18 protein-coding genes and 1 pseudogene are annotated in these 16449 nt (G+C 58.0%); 15 read left to right on the forward strand and 4 right to left on the reverse strand.

The genetic code is table 11. The features are described from left to right. Positions 1-266: 266 nt before the first annotated feature. Positions 267-1130, reverse strand: a complete 864-nt coding sequence (locus BUA42_RS02655) for a LysR family transcriptional regulator (protein WP_072776131.1) — start codon at positions 1128-1130, stop codon at positions 267-269. 114 nt (positions 1131-1244) lie between these two features. Between BUA42_RS02655 and BUA42_RS02660 the strand changes: the two genes are divergently transcribed. The 3 genes from BUA42_RS02660 to BUA42_RS02670 are packed head-to-tail and all read left to right on the forward strand — an operon-like array spanning position 1245 to position 2361. Continuing rightward, the gene (locus BUA42_RS02660) at positions 1245-1478 is read left to right on the forward strand and encodes a YgaP family membrane protein (protein ID WP_072776132.1); all 234 of its coding nucleotides are present in this window, start codon (positions 1245-1247) and stop codon (positions 1476-1478) included. Between the two features lie 13 nt (positions 1479-1491). Continuing rightward, positions 1492-1875, forward strand: coding sequence for a DUF1330 domain-containing protein (locus BUA42_RS02665; RefSeq protein ID WP_072776133.1), 384 nt, complete (start codon positions 1492-1494; stop codon positions 1873-1875). A gap of 57 nt (positions 1876-1932) precedes the next feature. Beyond that, a complete protein-coding gene (locus BUA42_RS02670) occupies positions 1933-2361 on the forward strand; it encodes an SRPBCC family protein (RefSeq protein WP_072776134.1) in 429 nt (142 codons plus the stop codon). 273 nt (positions 2362-2634) lie between these two features. On the opposite strand, the gene BUA42_RS02675 is transcribed toward BUA42_RS02670, so the two are convergent. After that, on the reverse strand, positions 2635-3000 hold the full coding sequence (locus tag BUA42_RS02675) for a VOC family protein (RefSeq protein WP_072776135.1): 366 nt from the start codon (positions 2998-3000) through the stop codon (positions 2635-2637). A 309-nt stretch (positions 3001-3309) separates the two neighbouring features. On the opposite strand from BUA42_RS02675, the gene BUA42_RS02680 reads away from it, so the two are divergent. The 7 genes from BUA42_RS02680 (at position 3310) to BUA42_RS02710 (ending at position 10164) form a co-directional block, all read left to right on the forward strand. Beyond that, positions 3310-4206, forward strand: coding sequence for an NAD(P)-dependent oxidoreductase (locus tag BUA42_RS02680; RefSeq protein WP_072776136.1), 897 nt, complete (start codon positions 3310-3312; stop codon positions 4204-4206). After that, the gene (locus BUA42_RS02685) at positions 4199-5911 is read left to right on the forward strand and encodes a dihydroxy-acid dehydratase (protein WP_072776137.1); all 1713 of its coding nucleotides are present in this window, start codon (positions 4199-4201) and stop codon (positions 5909-5911) included. The genes BUA42_RS02680 and BUA42_RS02685 overlap by 8 nt, the downstream gene beginning before the upstream one ends. Beyond that, positions 5908-7260, forward strand: coding sequence for an NAD(P)H-dependent oxidoreductase (locus tag BUA42_RS02690; protein WP_072776138.1), 1353 nt, complete (start codon positions 5908-5910; stop codon positions 7258-7260). The genes BUA42_RS02685 and BUA42_RS02690 overlap by 4 nt, the downstream gene beginning before the upstream one ends. A gap of 30 nt (positions 7261-7290) precedes the next feature. After that, complete coding sequence (locus BUA42_RS02695; protein WP_072776139.1) at positions 7291-8193, forward strand: LysR substrate-binding domain-containing protein; 903 nt, start codon at positions 7291-7293, stop codon at positions 8191-8193. A 97-nt stretch (positions 8194-8290) separates the two neighbouring features. Further along, complete coding sequence (locus BUA42_RS02700; protein ID WP_072776140.1) at positions 8291-8683, forward strand: VOC family protein; 393 nt, start codon at positions 8291-8293, stop codon at positions 8681-8683. Between the two features lie 18 nt (positions 8684-8701). Continuing rightward, positions 8702-9532, forward strand: coding sequence for a helix-turn-helix transcriptional regulator (locus tag BUA42_RS02705; protein ID WP_072776141.1), 831 nt, complete (start codon positions 8702-8704; stop codon positions 9530-9532). Positions 9533-9615: 83 nt separating this feature from the next. Further along, positions 9616-10164, forward strand: coding sequence for a YbhB/YbcL family Raf kinase inhibitor-like protein (locus BUA42_RS02710; protein WP_072776142.1), 549 nt, complete (start codon positions 9616-9618; stop codon positions 10162-10164). A 125-nt stretch (positions 10165-10289) separates the two neighbouring features. Here BUA42_RS02710 and BUA42_RS02715 read toward each other — a convergent pair whose 3' ends face one another. Both BUA42_RS02715 and BUA42_RS02720 read right to left on the reverse strand, forming a co-directional pair. After that, positions 10290-11084 carry a nuclear transport factor 2 family protein gene (locus BUA42_RS02715; RefSeq protein ID WP_072776143.1) on the reverse strand — a complete coding sequence of 265 codons (795 nt, stop codon included), beginning with the start codon at positions 11082-11084 and terminating at the stop codon, positions 10290-10292. Positions 11085-11144: 60 nt separating this feature from the next. Beyond that, positions 11145-11558: a cupin domain-containing protein gene (locus BUA42_RS02720; RefSeq protein WP_218588600.1), complete on the reverse strand. Its 414-nt coding sequence runs from the start codon at positions 11556-11558 to the stop codon at positions 11145-11147. A gap of 119 nt (positions 11559-11677) precedes the next feature. Here BUA42_RS02720 and BUA42_RS02725 point away from each other — a divergent pair, with 119 nt between their 5' ends. The 5 genes and pseudogenes from BUA42_RS02725 (at position 11678) to BUA42_RS02740 (ending at position 16441) form a co-directional block, all read left to right on the forward strand. Then, complete coding sequence (locus BUA42_RS02725) at positions 11678-12607, forward strand: LysR family transcriptional regulator (protein ID WP_072776145.1); 930 nt, start codon at positions 11678-11680, stop codon at positions 12605-12607. Between the two features lie 128 nt (positions 12608-12735). Then, a pseudogene (locus tag BUA42_RS02730) lies at positions 12736-13795 on the forward strand (IS110 family RNA-guided transposase). 540 nt (positions 13796-14335) lie between these two features. Continuing rightward, the gene (locus tag BUA42_RS02735; protein ID WP_084066090.1) at positions 14336-14581 is read left to right on the forward strand and encodes a helix-turn-helix domain-containing protein; all 246 of its coding nucleotides are present in this window, start codon (positions 14336-14338) and stop codon (positions 14579-14581) included. Positions 14582-14745: 164 nt separating this feature from the next. Further along, positions 14746-15003, forward strand: a complete 258-nt coding sequence (locus BUA42_RS20915) for a hypothetical protein (protein WP_143152599.1) — start codon at positions 14746-14748, stop codon at positions 15001-15003. 544 nt (positions 15004-15547) lie between these two features. Further along, positions 15548-16441, forward strand: a complete 894-nt coding sequence (locus BUA42_RS02740) for a hypothetical protein (RefSeq protein ID WP_178346839.1) — start codon at positions 15548-15550, stop codon at positions 16439-16441. Positions 16442-16449: the final 8 nt, after the last annotated feature.

Raw genomic sequence — 16449 nt, forward strand, 5'->3', positions numbered from 1 at the left:
GCGCGATTGCGGGTTATCTGAAGCACTGTTCCGACAGGAGCGGTTGAGCGTTCCGCCTGTTTCATATCCCGTCCAGCGGTCCGGTTCTTACAATGCAGCTCAGTCCGGCCGAAACAATCCTGCGACGCTGCTGCCGCGAAAGCACGCTTCTCACCAAGAAATATGAGCTCGACCTGTCGTTGAATTTGCGTTCACAGCGTGTTTTCGGAAAGCGGGGCGCGCCAATGCAATAAGGCTGACCGGTGAAACATTGCAATGGCCCGAAATTATCTTCCTGAAACTTTGTCTTTCAGCGTTGTGATCCGTCTGAAGATAAAGTCGGCAAACACGCGTACTCTTTCTAGGCGCCGCAAGTCTTGATGCTGTAGCAGCCACGCAGGAAGTGTGGGCTGAGTGAAGTCCGCATCCATCCGCTTCATCTTCTGATCTTGATCGCCCATGATGCAAGGTAGAAGGCCAATCCCTCTACCTTGTCGAACCGCTTCGGCTTGAAGCTCGAGTCCGGGCAATTGCCACGCTATTGGACGATCGGAGTAGGGAGTTGAGGCGATGCGTTCTTGAAACCTACGTCTATCCGGCCATCCGACCCAACCGAGCGAGAGATCGGAAGGGTCTGCATCCTTGCTCACATAGATCGCATCATGAAATTCTGGCAGTCGTCGCCCGACGAGATGTTCGTCCGGAGAATTCGAAAACCTGATCGCTAAATCGGCATCCCTTCGGTCAAGGTCAGCAAAGCTGTCAGTGGAAGCAACTTCCAAGTCAATCCCGGGATACCGCTCTTGGAATTCAGCAAGCATGGGCAACAAAAGGTACTTTAGAACGGCCGGTGGCGCTGTCAGCTTGACAGGGCCTTCAAGCTCTATGTCCGAGCCGGCGATTTCGCGTTGAACATCGAATACTTCGGCTTCGATTTGTTGAGCCTTCACAAGAAGTCGCTCGCCTGGTCCCGTCAGAACAAATCCTTCAGGTGTGCGATCGAACAGCTGAGCGTTCAAAGCGTCTTCGAGAGCTTGGAGCCGGCGCAGAACAGTTGAGTGACTCGTTCCAAGTTGTGCAGCCGCAGCGCGCGCAGACGCTCCTCGCTCAAGCGCAAGAAATACGCGCAGATCATTCCAATCAAGCTTCAAAGCTGGTCTCCCGCTTGGTCCAAATTTGGTCCATCCATAGGTCAATTATAGTCCGTTTGTTCCATTTTGATCCAGTGTAGTTGTTTGATGTCCCAATCGAAGGAGCTAATTCCCATGTCACTTCTCAAACGCCTGACGACCCGAAATGTCGGTACAGTCGATCGTATCGTCCGCGCTGTCCCCGCCGTTCTCGTTGCTTTTCTTTGGCTGAATAATGCGCTTACGGGCACGGCATTGATCGTCGGCGCTATCCTTTCCGGAATGCTGCTGCTCACCGCGATCACCTCGCGGTGTTCGATCTACGCGATGCTCGGATTCAGCACCTGTTCGACAAACCAATCAAACTGAAAGGAGACATCATATGATGAAGCGTATTATTGCGGCTGCGGTTTTGACCTCAGCACTTTCTGGTGCGGCATATGCAGAGAACCAGCCCGCTTACCTTGTTGCAGCTTTGGAGGTTTCAGACCTTAACGCATACTTCCAGACCTACGGAGGGCCGGTCTTCCCGATGCTTGCGGCGGCTGGCGCAGAGGTTCTGGTCGGAAGCCCATCGGTCAGCGTCTTGGAGGGGAAATATGGCGCAACCTGGACCGCGATTGTCAGGTTCCCGTCAATGGAGGCGCTCGAAGCCTGGTACGGCAGTGTCGAGTATCAGGCCATCGCGCCTGCACGTCGCGAACTGAGCAACCAATCTGTATCAGTGCTGGTCGCTGCTCCGGCCTTTCAAATGCCCCAGCAGTGAACAAAGGCTCGGGCTCCGCTGCCCGAGCACACAAATGTCCAAAGAAAGAGCGTTGAGATGACCCATCATGTTCGAGCCGAACGCACCATACCAGTAGAGGCTGCCGACCTTTGGCAAACCGTCAGCAAGATGACCGGAATGGAGGATTGGTACCCTGAACTGATAAGCGACAGCGCTGTCACAGATGTTGACGGCCGGGAGCCTGCACGTGTCTGCACTCTGAAAGATGGAGCCATGTTGAAGGAACGGGTCATCCTACGAGATGTCGCGACACGAACCTTCTGTTACGCCATCGATGAGCACGGAATGCCTGCCAAGAACGTCGTCGGGACAATCCGCATTGATGACCTTGGCGACGGAAACAGCTTCGTGTCTTGGTCAGCAAACCTCATGCTAGAGCCGGAGAATGCTGGCCAATTCGCTCCCTTGGTTCAGGGCATGTACGAAGCGGGGCTCGCGTCGCTAGAGGCCTATCACTGCAAATGACTGCAAAACGATGCGAGATGCCGCCCGAACGAAAGGTTTGGGGCGGCACCGGTAATTGTAGAAAGAAGCTCTGCTCAAAGGCCAATAATCTGGAGTAGTTGAGTGTTCGTCGAATTCTGACATTGCGCTTGCTGCGAACGGCGGCTTTGCCGACTGCATCCGCAGCATCTTGACGGTTGGGCGAAGGTCCGGTCTGGGCCGTCCCTGTCGGTGTGATCGCAGCCAATCTGCAGTGATGTCGCGAAGCGGCTAACGACAGGAGTGAGCTCAGATTTACCGCTTGGCAAACTGCCGACTCGAAACGGAAATCGAATTCTTGGCCGGGTCTTTTGCATTGGCGAAGCTGTAACCGTCTGCTTGGTGAATGGTGCCGAACTTGAGCCCGCGACTTTCGGCGTCCCGGCAAAATGCTTCGACATCTTCAACATCGAAGACCAGCTTCACCAGCGTCTGTCCGTCCTTTCGACCTGCCGACATCGGGTGCAAAAGTATATTGCTGCCAGCACCTTGGCTGACAAGTTCGACGATCCGGTCGCCTTCGAGCCTCAGGATTTCAAAGCCAAAGTACTTACAGTAGAATTCCGCAACCTCTTCGAGTCGCTTTGTGTAAATGATGACGCGGCCAAGTGGTGCAGACATTACGACCTCAAGTTTACTTGCGACCCAAGTCTACTTTGAAACAAGCCCTTCGCAAATGGCAGCTCCGTCCCGCGCTGCCGTCACACGATTGAACCGTCGTTGCGGCGCTGCAGCGAATGGCAGGAAAGCAGGCTGCGACCGCAGCATTCGAACACCGAGCTCAAAGGCAGCAAAGGGCCGTCAAGTTACACTCCCCTTCGATATTTCATTTGCCTTCGTGAACCCTGAAAGGGGCGTTCTCAATTCGGAATGCGCGATTTTGGCTTCAGCGATGCTACTCCCTGACCAAACGAACGATGGGAGCGGCATATGCGATTTGGATTTGTTGGCTTGGGCCAGATGGGGGCGCCGATGGCGGCAAACCTCGCGGCATCACACGATGTAAAGGTTTTCGATCTCAGCGAAGAAGCGATGAATCTAGCCAACAATGCTGGCGCCTCGAAGGCTGAAGATGCGGGCGATTTTGCGGGCGTTGACGTGATGATCACCTGCCTGCCGAGTGGTGCGATCGTCGAAAGAACACTCTTTGATCCCGAGCACGGGATTGCGCGGCATCTCCGACCCGGCACGATGGTCGTCGATACCTCCACCATCGAGTACGGCCTTACGCTTAGCATTGGGGAGCGTCTTGCGGCCCTTGGCATGACGTTTCTCGACGCCCCGGTATCCGGCATGCGGAAACGGGCGGAGGACGGCACGCTTACGATGATGATCGGTGGGGAGTGTGAGGCAGTAGGTCAGTTGACGCCCGCGCTCTCGACCATGGCCAACCGCATCTTGCACACGGGCACCGTTGGATCGGGGCAGTTGACGAAACTAATCAACCAGCTTCTCTTTGACATCAACGCCGCCGCACTCGCGGAAATCCTGCCGATGGCAGTGAAACTCGGGCTCGACCCTGAAACCACAGCCGAGGTGGTGAACTCCGGCACCGGGCGCAGCTATGCGTCGGAGTATTTCATTCCGCAGATCCTGGAGGGTGTTTTCGACACCGGCTACCCGCTGCAATCGGCCTACAAGGACCTTGTCAGCGGCGCGGAAATCTCCGCCCGATACCAAATACCGGCGCCTGTTTTGGCGGCCGCAACAACAACCTACCAGCAGGCCCTTCTGGAGGGACATGGTGCCAAGGACAAGGGTGCGATGGTTCGCGTCTACGAGCGTCTGCTGGGTGTGACTTGCCGAAAGGAGACGGCCAATGGCTGAAGACAAAGGGATCAAGGGCGGGCTGACGAACTACGGTGACAAGGACTTTGCCTCCTATCTGCGCCGTTCCTTCGCGCGGTCCATGGGCCTGTCACGCGACATGCTCGACAAACCGATCGTCGGCATCGCGATGACGCCGTCCGGCTTCAACAATTGCCATCGCTCGATGCCCGATCTGGTGGAAGCGGTGTCGCGTGGCGTTCTGGCGGCGGGTGCGTTGCCGAGGCCGTTCCCGACCGTCTCCTTGGGCGAGGTGTTCCTCAAGCCGACCAGCATGGTCTACCGCAATCTCATGTCGATGGACACCGAGGAGATGGTGCGCGCCCAGCCGGTGGACGCAGTGGTGCTGATCGGCGGATGCGACAAGACCGTTCCAGCCCAACTCATGGGGGCCGCGTCGGCGGATCTTCCTGCCGTGCAACTTGTGACCGGTCCGATGATGACCGGCCGCCACAAGGGGGAACGCCTTGGTGCCTGCACCGATTGCGGCCGCTTCTGGGGCAAGTTCCGGGCCGGCGAGGTCGAAGCCGAAGAAATCGCCGAGATCGAGGGCCGTCTGGCCACCACGGCGGGCACCTGCGCGGTGATGGGCACCGCCAGCACCATGGCATGTATTGCCGAAACCTTGGGCATGTCCTTGCCGGGAACCGCAGCCATCCCCGCCGTGCATGCCGATAGGCTCGTGGCGGCGGAGCACTGCGGCAAGCTGGCGGTCGAGCTGATCCAGACCCCCCGCAGACCAAGCGAGATCATCACCGAGAAATCCGTCGAAAACGCGTTCCGCGTGCTGATGGCCGTGAGCGGGTCGACCAATGCCATTGTTCACCTCACGGCGGTCGCCGGGCGGCTTGGCATCCGGATCGCGCCGGAGCGTCTGAACCAGATTTCCGATGAAACACCGGTCCTTGTCGACCTCAAACCGGTGGGCGAGGGCTACATGGAAGACTTTTTCGCTGCTGGCGGGGTCGGGGCGGTGCTGAGGGAAATCCGGCACCTTCTTCATCTCGATACGGTGGATGTCACGGGCCAGACACTGGCAGAGCGACTGGACAACGAACCCGACTGGGTGGACCGCAGGGTCATCCGCAGTTTTGACGATCCGGTCTCGGACGAAGGCGGGCTGATCAGCCTGACGGGCAACATCGCGCCGCAGGGTGCGATTTTCAAACGGGCCGCAGCAACGCAGGGCTTGTTCGAGGTCGAAGGACGCGCCGTCGTCTTCGAAAGCCTCGAGGATCTGGCCAATCGCGTCGATGATACAGACCTCGACATCACGGCCAATGACATCATGGTGCTGAAGAACGCGGGTCCCGTCGCGGCGGGCATGCCGGAGGCAGGGTATCTGCCGATCCCCAAGAAACTGGCCCGTCAGGGCGTGAAGGACATCGTTCGGATTTCCGACGCGCGCATGTCCGGCACCGCCTTCGGCACAATTGTCCTGCACATGTCGCTCAAGGCGGCGGTTAGTGGTCCCTTGGCGATTGTTCAAAATGGCGACCGGGTCCGATTGTCCGTGGCCGAGAAGCGGATTGATCTTCTGGTCGATAGCGCGGAAATCGCCCGCCGTCTTGAAAGTCATCAAGCGCCGGAGCCTGAGAGGCGGGGCTATCGGGGCCTTTACAGCCGAACCGTGCTGCAGGCCGATGCAGGCTGCGATTTCGATTTCCTCACCCATGAAGGCTGCTCGAAGGAGGGGAGCAAATGAACCTGTTCGCAAAACTCCAAGAGCGTGCCGCCATGGGAAATCCGATCCGCGTGGGCATGATCGGCGCTGGCAAGTTCGGGACGATGTTTCTCTCTCAGGCGTTGCGACTGAAGGGCATCCATATTGTCGGCGTCGTGGATCTGAACCCCGGTACAGCGAAGTCCAACATGAAGCTCGTCGGCTGGGAGGGGGAGGCGTATTCCGCCGCCAGCCTTAACGCGGGGGCCGCGTCGGGCGCGACCTTTGTGGGCGATGATTGGCAGGCGCTTATCGCTCATCCTGCCGTCGAAATCATCATTGAGTGCACCGGCAATACGATCGCCGCCGTGACCCATGCGTTGACGGCGTTTCAAAACGGCAAACATGTGATCAATGTCACGGTCGAAGCGGATGCCTTCGTCGGGCCGGGTCTCGCTGACAGGGCGCGGGAGGCGGGGGTGATCTACAGCATGGCCTATGGCGATCAGCCAGCGCTGGCGAGTGATCTGGTCGATTGGGCCCGTGCCTGCGGGTTCAGCGTGGTTGCTGCCGGACGCGGGCACAAGTGGATGCCGCATTATCGGCAATCCACACCCGACACCGTCTGGGACCACTGGGGCCTCACGCGCGAACAGGCCGAACGCGGTCGTCTGAACCCCAAGATATTCAACGCCCTCCTCGATGGATCGAAACCTGCAATTGAAAGCGCCGCGATTGCCAATGTCTGCGGCTTGGACGCGCCGGCGGATGGGCTCGTCTTCCCGTCGGGCGGGATTGACGACGTACCCAATCTGGCACGTGCACGCGCGGAGGGCGGGGTGCTCGATCATAAGGGAATGGTCGACTTCATCTCTTGCTTGACGCCGGACGGGGCGCAAATCCCGCATGACATTCGCAAAGGCGTCTGGGTCTGTTTCGAAGGGGATACCGAATACCTGCGCAACTGCTTCGAGGAATACAAGGTAGTGACCGACGACAGAGGTCGCTACAGGTGCAACTACAAGCGCTGGCACCTGATCGGGCTGGAGCTTGGGATATCGGTGGCCTCTGTTGGACTGCGCGGCGAACCGACAGGCGCTGCTCAAGACTTCCGCGCCGATGTGGCGGCGGTCACAAAGCGCAATCTGAAGAAAGGCGAGATCCTGGACGGCGAAGGGGGTTATTCCGTCGCGGGCGGATTGCGACCCGCGTCGCTGTCGTTGGAGGGCGGCTATGTGCCACTTGGTCTCGCCCATAACGTGACCTTGATCCGGGATGTGCCAGAGGGTCAGCCGATCACGTGGAACGACATCAAAGCCGACACGAATACAGATGCCTACCGTCTGCGGCGAGAGGTGGAGACACGGTTTTCGAAGACCGCTGCAGCGTGATAGAACCCGCTAAACCGGGAAACAGGCTGGATGCGGAAACGATTTGATCTCTTGACGCTCGAACTCTTCGTGGCCGTGGCTGCCGCGAAGAGCATAGCCCAGGCCGCCGCGCAGGAAAACATCGCTGCCTCTGCCATCAGTAAGCGCATCTCCGACCTTGAGACAGAGATCGGAACGCCGCTCTTCTACCGCCAGCAGAAGGGGGTCGAACTGACCCCTGCTGGCGACGAAATGCTCAGACATGCGCGAGACCTCCAAAGGCTTCTCGACCGTATCGACGATCACATGAGCGATTTCGCGCAGGGCGTGCGTGGTACCGTGCGGATCGCCGCGAATACCTCGGCCATCACGCAGTTTTTGCCGGAAGATCTTGCGCTTTTCGTGGACGCGCATCCTGACATGCGGATCGATCTGACCGAACTGACATCGCCCGAGATTGTGGCCGCCGTGCGCGACGGCACCGACGATATTGGCATCTTCTCCGGCCTTGTTCCCGATCCCGATCTGGACGTCTTTGAATGCCGCCGCGACACCTTGATGGTTCTGACCCCAAAAGGGCATCCGCTTGGCACCGATGGGCCGGTGGCCTTTCGCGAATTTTCATCCCACGACCTTGTTGGCCTGCAAAAGGGTAGCTCCCTGCAGGCTTTCATCGACAGGAAAGCCGCCGAGGAGGGTCTGGAATTGCGCACGCGAGTCGAAGTGCTCAGCTTTGATGGCGTCCGCCGGATGGTCGAGGCTGGTCTCGGAATTGCGATCCTGCCGCTGGGCGCGGTGCAGCCCTATCTTGCTGCGTCAAACCTGCGGATGGCCCCTGTTGCAGAGCCTTGGGCAGAGCGTAGCCTGAGAATTGCTGTGCGCGACAAGGCCGCGCTGGCCCGCCCGATCCGCGCCTTGCTGGGGCATCTGAGCGCGGATGATGCCATCTTATGAGGCTGCATCTTTAGCTAAGACGGGGGCGGTCTCCAATAGGAACGGGGCTGTCCGTCCAAGTTGCACTTAGACTGCAGCCAAAACAGGAGACCCCGCCATGCAAATCGACCGCGTCGATCATTTCGTCCTCACCGTCGCCTCTATCGAGGCAACCTGCGATTTCTACTCCCGCGTTCTTGGGATGGAGGTCGTGAAATTTGCCGGTGGCCGCAAGGCGCTGGCCTTCGGGGCGCAGAAGATCAACCTTCATCAACGCGGCAAGGAATTTGAGCCCAAGGCGCTGACACCGACGCCGGGAAGCGGCGATTTCTGCTTGATATCTGCCGTGCCGCTGGACCAGGTGGTTGCCCATCTCGAAAGCTGCGGTGTCGACATTGAAGAAGGCATCGTGGCACGCACCGGAGCGACCGGACCGATCAGGTCCGTCTATCTGCGCGACCCGGATCGCAACCTGATCGAAATCTCCGAATACGACGCCGGGCGGTCCTAGCAAAGCGGAGGTTTCGGCATGGATGGATCCCGCCTGTCAGCGGATGTTACCTGTGGGCAGCCAGTGCGTTATGTCGAGTTTCGACAATGTTGCAGCGCCGAGTTTCAGCAGTTGCACATCTCCAAAACCTGCCTCCTGCGGATCCGCTCGGGCCGCAAGACAGTGCAAAGCGTCGCAGGCGCCGAAACTACTGTACCGCGGGGTGAGTTTGTCTATCTGCGCCAAGGCGAAACCCTCCGGATCGGCAACATCATTGGGGAGACCGGCCAGTATCTGTCGGAGGGGCTGATCATCGACGATGCAGTGATCGAGCGGTTTCTGAGGGTCCACCCGAATCCGCCGCATGCTCGCGAACTTCGGAAAGGAGAGATGGCTTGCGGCTTCCGTGACGCGTTCTCACACGTGGTCGCCAGCCTCCGGAGCCCTGCGCTGCCCGACAGGATCACGACACATCGGATGCAGGAACTGCTGCTATGGCTCCAGTTTCACGGGGTCGCTCATCGTATCCACTCTTCCGATGCGCTGAAGCACCGTCTGCGGAAGCTTCTGGAAGGTGATGTCGCACACCCGTGGAAAGCACCCGATGTCGCGCGAGCGCTTGCGATGAGCGAAGCCACCCTGCGACGGGCGCTCAGCCGGGAAGGCACCAGCTTCTCACGGGTGCTGCGCGACGTGCGGGTGACATTCGCACTTTCGCGCATCCAAACCACGCAGCAACCGCTCGCGCAGATCGCCCTCGAATGCGGCTTCAGCTCGCAATCCCGCCTCAGCGAGGCGTTCAAGACCCGCTTCGGTATCACACCAGGGCGGCTACGTGCGATGCCGAAGCCATTTGCGCGAATTGCGTAAAACCTTGATCGGCGTCGGGGATCATTCGCGATGCCTTGGTGAAATACAGGTCCCATCCGAAACACTTCAGATGGAGATTGACCATGAAACACCTGATCACCACCGCAGCGCTCGCTGTATCCCTCGTTGCCCCGGCCTTCGCGGATACAGGCTTCACGCTTTCGAGCCCGGACATCGCCGAAGGCAAGCAACTCGACAACACCTTTGTCCTGAACGCGTTCGGTTGCGAGGGTGACAGCATTTCTCCCGCGCTCGAATGGAGCAATCCGCCCGAAGGCACCAAAAGCTTCGTTGTCACAGCTTACGACCCCGATGCCCCGACGGGCTCCGGATGGTGGCACTGGGTGGCTTTCGACATTCCTGCCAATGCAACCGCATTGGCCCGCGGCGCAGGATCCGAAGGGGGCGAGATGCCCGCCGGGACGGTGCAAAGCCGCACCGATTTCGGAACGGCAGGCTTCGGCGGCGCATGCCCTCCTCCCGGCGAGGTGCACCGCTACCAATTCGCCGTGCACGCACTTCGGGTTGAAAGCCTCGGGCTGGATGAAAATGCCAGCGCCGCACTGGTCGGCTTCATGACGGGCGCCAATTCATTGGCCTCAGCACGCATTACCGCCGTCTATTCCTGCTGAGCCGATCAAAAACCCAGCCGCCCGGTAATCCGAGCGGCTGGTTGACGTCGTGTTTTTAGCAGATTGAAGCTACGCTCAACATTATATCGAGCTTGATCGGTCTTCAGCGTAATTCGCCACCCCAATTACTCAGCAGCCATATCCCAGTGTTCGAGCAGTTTCATGCCGTCCGTGCGGAACACGTCAATGATGGTCTGCGAGGCGCTCCAACCTTCGGGCGGAACGTCAAACGAAACGCGGGTTGACGAGACCACAAGCGTCTCCGCCTCTATCAAGCCTAAAACCTCTGCCTTCATGCCTTGACTGCTTGCAAGAACGTCTCGAAAGAAGGCCTTGAACCCTTCGGGGCCCTGGCCGATGCCAACAGCATGTTGCTTGTAGTCTTTGGCCATGAGCGCGTCGGCGGCGTCGGGGTCGTGAGCGTTTATGACCTTGCTCCAAAAACTCCGGACGAGCATTTCACCGCTGCCCAAGGGCGGTAATGCGCCAATGCCTAGCTGGGCACCGAACTCGGCCTGGTTCGCGAAGACCCAATCTGCCACGATTTTTCCGTTTTCGATCCGGTATAGCGAATTGCCTTTCAGCGTCACCATCTGGCCAGTCGGGGCTTCGCCCATGAATGAGCCAACGTGTTTTCCAGTGGCCGCCCACCTTGCTGCAACGTGATTTTCAGAAGCCATGATATGCTCGATAACGAAGCCCCAGCCCTCGAAGCAGTTGTGATTGTGGCGCATGCCGGCAATCAGCGTCTCCCGACTTCCTGAGTCCGTGCTTTGATCGTCAGCGACCGCGCCGGCACTGGAGAGAGTGAAGTCTTTTGACAAGACTTCACGCAAAACGGCTGCGTTGTTTTTGGAAAACCCTTTCAGAAACAGCTTTTCGACAAGGACCGTGTTTTTTTCGGCAGTTGATATCGACATTATGACTGGCCTTCCACCATGAGTCCTGCTTGCCCGGATCATCTCTGCTGTTGATCGCGGTTATTCGGCCGGCTCGACGTCCAACGGGCCTTCGAACTGCACGTAAATGATTGTCGGCACGTCTGTCGGAAAACTGTCCTGGTGGGCTTCACCACCAATCTGGTACCAGTAGTCGCCCGGCCGTTGAAGCGGCACATCTTCTTCGGATTGACCTGCAATCCAGTGTTTGGAGCCGCCGGAAATCACCACGGCATGGTACCCATGCGTGTGGGTGTGCATGGCCCCGGGAAAGTTGGGCGGGAATTTCAACAATACGGCGGATGGTCCTGTTTGCGGGTTCCCATTGAGCACAGCGATTTCAATCGGTGTGTCGCCGAATGGTTGAAACACAGCATCCGCAAGAGCGACCGCTGCATTGCCGACATGGCTGTCTGCCGAGACCGGCTGTGCGAGCAAGCCGACCGCGATAAGCATGGGAAGGAAAGAGCGGCAGGAAGTTTTCAAGATCGTCATTTTCTGGTCCTTGCTATTGTTGCCAGGAGAACGTCTTCGCATTATGCAATCGAGACAATGGATGATTATTGATACTAAAAATGGAAAATTTCGATATAGAGGCTGTCGACGTGAAGTCAATGCGTCTGATCCTAGGAATCGCGCGATCAGGATCGGTCACTGATGCCGCGTTCGACGAGGGATTGTCTCAATCAACTGCGAGTTATCGTTTGGACCGGCTTCGTGACGCGCTGAATGATCAGATCTTCATTCGCGGGCCCTCCGGCATGGAACTGACAATCGCGGGGGTTCGCATCATCCGGAGCTTTTCGAAGGTACTGGAAGAACTGGAAGCTCTGGGCAAATCTGCGGCCTTCGATCCGACGACCGCAACGATGGACTTCGTCGTCGCGGCGACCGCGTTTGAAATCGAAACGGTATTGGCTCCGTTTCTGAACGAAATAATGAATTCGGCTCCCGGGTGCCGTCTCATCGTTCGCCCGATGGAGACCCGGAAACTTGCAGAAGCGTTGCGCGATGATTTCGATATTGCGTTGCTGTCTGAACCGCCGAAATCGGGTGCTTTGAAGCAGAAACTCTTACTGCGAGACGAGCTTGTAACCTATTTCGATCCAAAGGTTCGTACCGCGCCTCTGACGCTGGACGAGTTCTGCGCTGCGGAACATGCGGTTGCCAGTCTCGGCGGCAGTGCGCGTAGTGGAGTTGATTTGGAGCTGCGGAAACTGAACCGGAAACGCCGGATCAAACTTGAAACGAGCAATATCGAGTCGCTTGCGCCGATGATGAAGGGCACGCCGCTGATCACAACGATCCCATCGAAACTGGGTCCAGGTCTCATGCGTGACTTCCACAGCGTCGCGTGTCCGCTGAACTTCCCGACAATTCCGTTTCACCTTGTCTGGCATGCCAGGAAGGATGGCGATGCGGCGCATGGCTGGTTGAGGAGAACTCTTTCTGAGGTCGCCCGAAGCGAGCGGGCTAGCTCGACCTCATCTCAACATGTGAAATGAATGTCCGCAATGCGGGCTGCGATCGCAGAATCTGGAAGTTAGGTCGAAGGTCCGGTAATGGGATGTACCGGCTGCTTCACCCAGCAGGTTAGGCTTGGCCTATTTCACCTGCAGATAGGAGAAGTAGCATGGCGAAGAACACAATTGATGAGTTGATGTCGATTGGCATCGATATCGGCAAAGACACATTCCATATCGTGGCATTCGACCCTTACGGGCAGTTGGTGATGCGCAAACAGATCAAACGGCTGGCGCTTGTTGCGACGTTTGAGAAGCTGCCCCGCTGCGTGGTCGGCATGGAGGCGTGCCTGAGTGCGCATTTCGTGAGCCGGACCCTTCGCAAGATGGGCTTTGAGCCTCGGATCATTCCCGCGATCTATGTGAAGCCGTTCATCAAGGGTCAGAAGAACGACTACAACGATGCGAAAGCCATCGCCGAAGCCGCGTTGCGACCCAATCTGCCGGTTGTCCTTGAGAAGAGCCAGGAACAGCTGCGACTTGCAGGCGCTGCATCGCGTTCGGTCACGGCTGGTGTCGCGCCGAACAGCGACGATCAACCAGATCCGTGGATTTCTGATCGAACAGGGGATCACAGTGCGCAAAGGTTTGCGTGCTCTGAAGAGCTCATTCGAAGCGATCCTGGAAGAGCGCAAGGACGAGATATCCCCACGGATGCGGTCTATCCTGATTGGTCTCTACGGCGATTGGCTCTGGCTTGATGATCGGATCGAAACCGTCTCGAAGGAAGTCGAACAGATCAGCCGCACCGAAGAGAACTGCGTCAACGTCATGACGATCCCTGGCATCGGCCCAATGATCTCGACCGCGATGGTAGCAGCAATTGGAACGGGCGAGGCCTTTGGTCGGGGACGCGATTTTGCGGCCTGGATTGGCCTCGTACCGCAACAATACAGTACAGGCGGTCGCACAGTGCTTGGCCGGATATCAAAGCGAGGTAGCCGATATCTCCGGATGTTGTTCGTTCAGGCGGCAAAGGTCATTTTGATGCGGACCAACAGATGGCCGGACTTCAGCTTTGGAGAATGGCTGACCAAAGCCGCGGAACGGATGAACCGAAACAAGCTGGCGGTTGCACTGGCCAACAAACTGGCGCGGATCGCTTGGAGCATACTGAGATTCAAAACGGCGTTTAACGCGCCCAAAGACGAAGTCGCTATCGGCGTGTAGGCCGGATCGACCCAGAGGAGTTCGCGACTGAAAGAAAGCATGGAACGGAACAATTACGCCCCCAGAGTCTGACGGCCCATTCGATCAACTTGGACCTTGCCGCTAATTAGACCACGGCGCGTGCGTAACCCCAACAAGGCCACGACCCGCGTGTCGATCAACAGGCCGGATACATATGAGCGACTTCCGAGAACATGCGAGAAATCATTTGCGAACAGCAGCCGGTACATACATATGGGCCATCCCATGGTCGCGCATTGTAGCAAATTAGGCCAAATGCTGCGTCGGCTTTGAGCCCTTTTTCCCGGATGCTGCGCTACTGACCAATGGCAGCTTTTAGTGCGCATTTTGCCCGTGTCGTACAAGTGGCACTCTGCCCTTGACGGAGCGCTTATTTGGTTTCATAAATAATGCTGCCTACCACATGTAGGTTTCAAAGACACGCATGAGGCGCTGTCAGAATAACCCCAAGACATTGGGGGGATCTGCAGTCATGCGTAGTACTGAGAATGCAGAGCTTCCCGTTTTCAGGAGAAGCTCATGAGTCATCAACCTCACAATTCTCAGCGCAAAGCGAAGTCCGCAACCGAGCACCCCACTGCAAAGCACGGTGACGTCCTGTTGACGGTCAAAGAGGTCGCTGAACTCGATCGCTGTTCGGAAAAAACCGTGCGGCGCGCCATCGACGCCGGACATCTCAAGTGCATTCGCGTCGGCCCCAACGGGCGCTTGATCCGCATTCGAAAAGCCGACCATGCGGCCTATCGCTATGCCCATACGATGTGACCGTCATGTCCATAAATGTCCATATACTTCAGTGCTCTATCAAGTTATCGGGAAGACAGTGGCTCCGAAAATTTTTGATTTTCCATGTTAAGCTCTTCCCGAAAGTCCACTGCTGACAACCCCTGTCCACCCGAGACCCGTCATGTCCAAGGAGACCCGTTCCCATGCAACCGCTGGATCACAAGAAGTTACAGTTGGTCTTTGCTCCCAAAGACTGCCCGACGTTCTCAGATATCATTGATCGTGTTCTGTCCGACCCCGCACTGTCTCAAGCCAGAGCGCGTGACATGGTCTCCGGTCTGCGCCGAGTGTCAAAGGCACTTGGGCGGTCCTCTGCGGACGTCCCGGCCGACCCGAAATGGCTACAACCGCGATTGCAGAAGATTGCTCCTGCGGCCCTTGGTTTGACGCCAAAGTCCTAGCAGAACATCGTGAGCAACGCGCGGGCCGCCCTGGTCTCCCAGGACATCGTTCGCTCGCGATGGCGGCGTATCGATGACCTCTCGCCCGAATGGCAGGACCTCTGGGGTAGGGTGCTGGCATCCGAGGATAAGACGCTGCCAGCGCCTTGTCGGTTTGTGCATTTCCTCAGTAGGCAAGGGGTGTGTCCGTCAGAGGTGTGCGAGGCGCATGCCGAGGCGTATCACGATGCCCTTTGCTCAATGAAATCAGCAAATCCCCGGAAACCGCCTACCGTGCAGCCGTGAACAACTGGAACCTCGCTGCGCGACGGATCCCGGAATGGCCGCAGGTTTTGCTAACCCTCCCGAGACGCCAAAAGAAAATCACACTCCCGCATGGAGCGTTGCCGAGTGCATTTCATGTGGATTTGCACGCGTTTCTTACCGGCTGGCAAACCCAAATCCCCTTGATCCGCATGGCTGTCAAAAACCGCTGAGGCCAGACACCCTCGAACAGTATCGCCGACAGATCCTGCGCTTTGCCTCTGAACTCGTACACTGCGGCGTGGATGCGGCGTCCATCGACAGCGTGGCGCGCCTCTGTGAGCCACAGCTGGCTGAACGCGGGCTGCGGCACATGCTGAAAGGGCAGGGGGACCGGACCACCCGCTATATTGCAGATACGGCGGGCCTGCTCAGGCGGATTGGACGTGTTCTAGGCGCAGAGGACGACGCTTCCGAGAAACTGGCGGATATGGCCCACCGCCTCAAAGCGCCAACGCAGAAGGGCATGACGCGCAAGAACCGTGATCGGCTCAGGGTCTTCAAAGAAGCGCACACCCTGCGCAGTCTTCTGTTGTTGCCGGATCGGTTGTTCGCGCAATCGCAGCGGGTCACCCAAGCGCACAGCCGTGGTCTTATGCGTGAAGAGGCCATCAGCATTGCGATCCTGCTCTATTGCCCGATCCGGGCAAAAAACCTCTCTGGTTTACATCTCGAGCAGCACATTGCACGTCCGGGCGATGGCCGGGCCTATCTTGTCTTTGACGAAGACGACACCAAGACCTATCAACCGATCGAGTTCGAACTGCCAGCCAGTGTAGTACGCATGATCGACCGACACTTGGCGACACGCGCTCCGGCGATGTGCCCAGGGAACTCACCGTGGCTGTTCCCTCGCCGAGATGGGTCTGGTCCAGTCGAACCAGGTCAATTGTCCGGTCGGCTTCGCCGCCGCATCCTTCGCGATGTGGGCATTGAGATGAATGCGCATTTGTTCCGGCACTTGGCTGTCATGCTCTGGCTGGATGCCAATCCAGGAGCATATGAGGCGGCACGGCGCTTGTTGGGCCACCGCGATGTCAGCCAGACCATCAACCTCTACTCGGGCCTCGAGACACGGTCCGCTATGGCGGAGTTTTCCGCGCTGGTCACATCCACAAAAGGGCGTCTGGCATGAGCCTTATC

This window comes from Marivita hallyeonensis (assembly GCF_900129875.1).
Taxonomy (GTDB): Bacteria; Pseudomonadota; Alphaproteobacteria; order Rhodobacterales; family Rhodobacteraceae; genus Marivita; species Marivita hallyeonensis.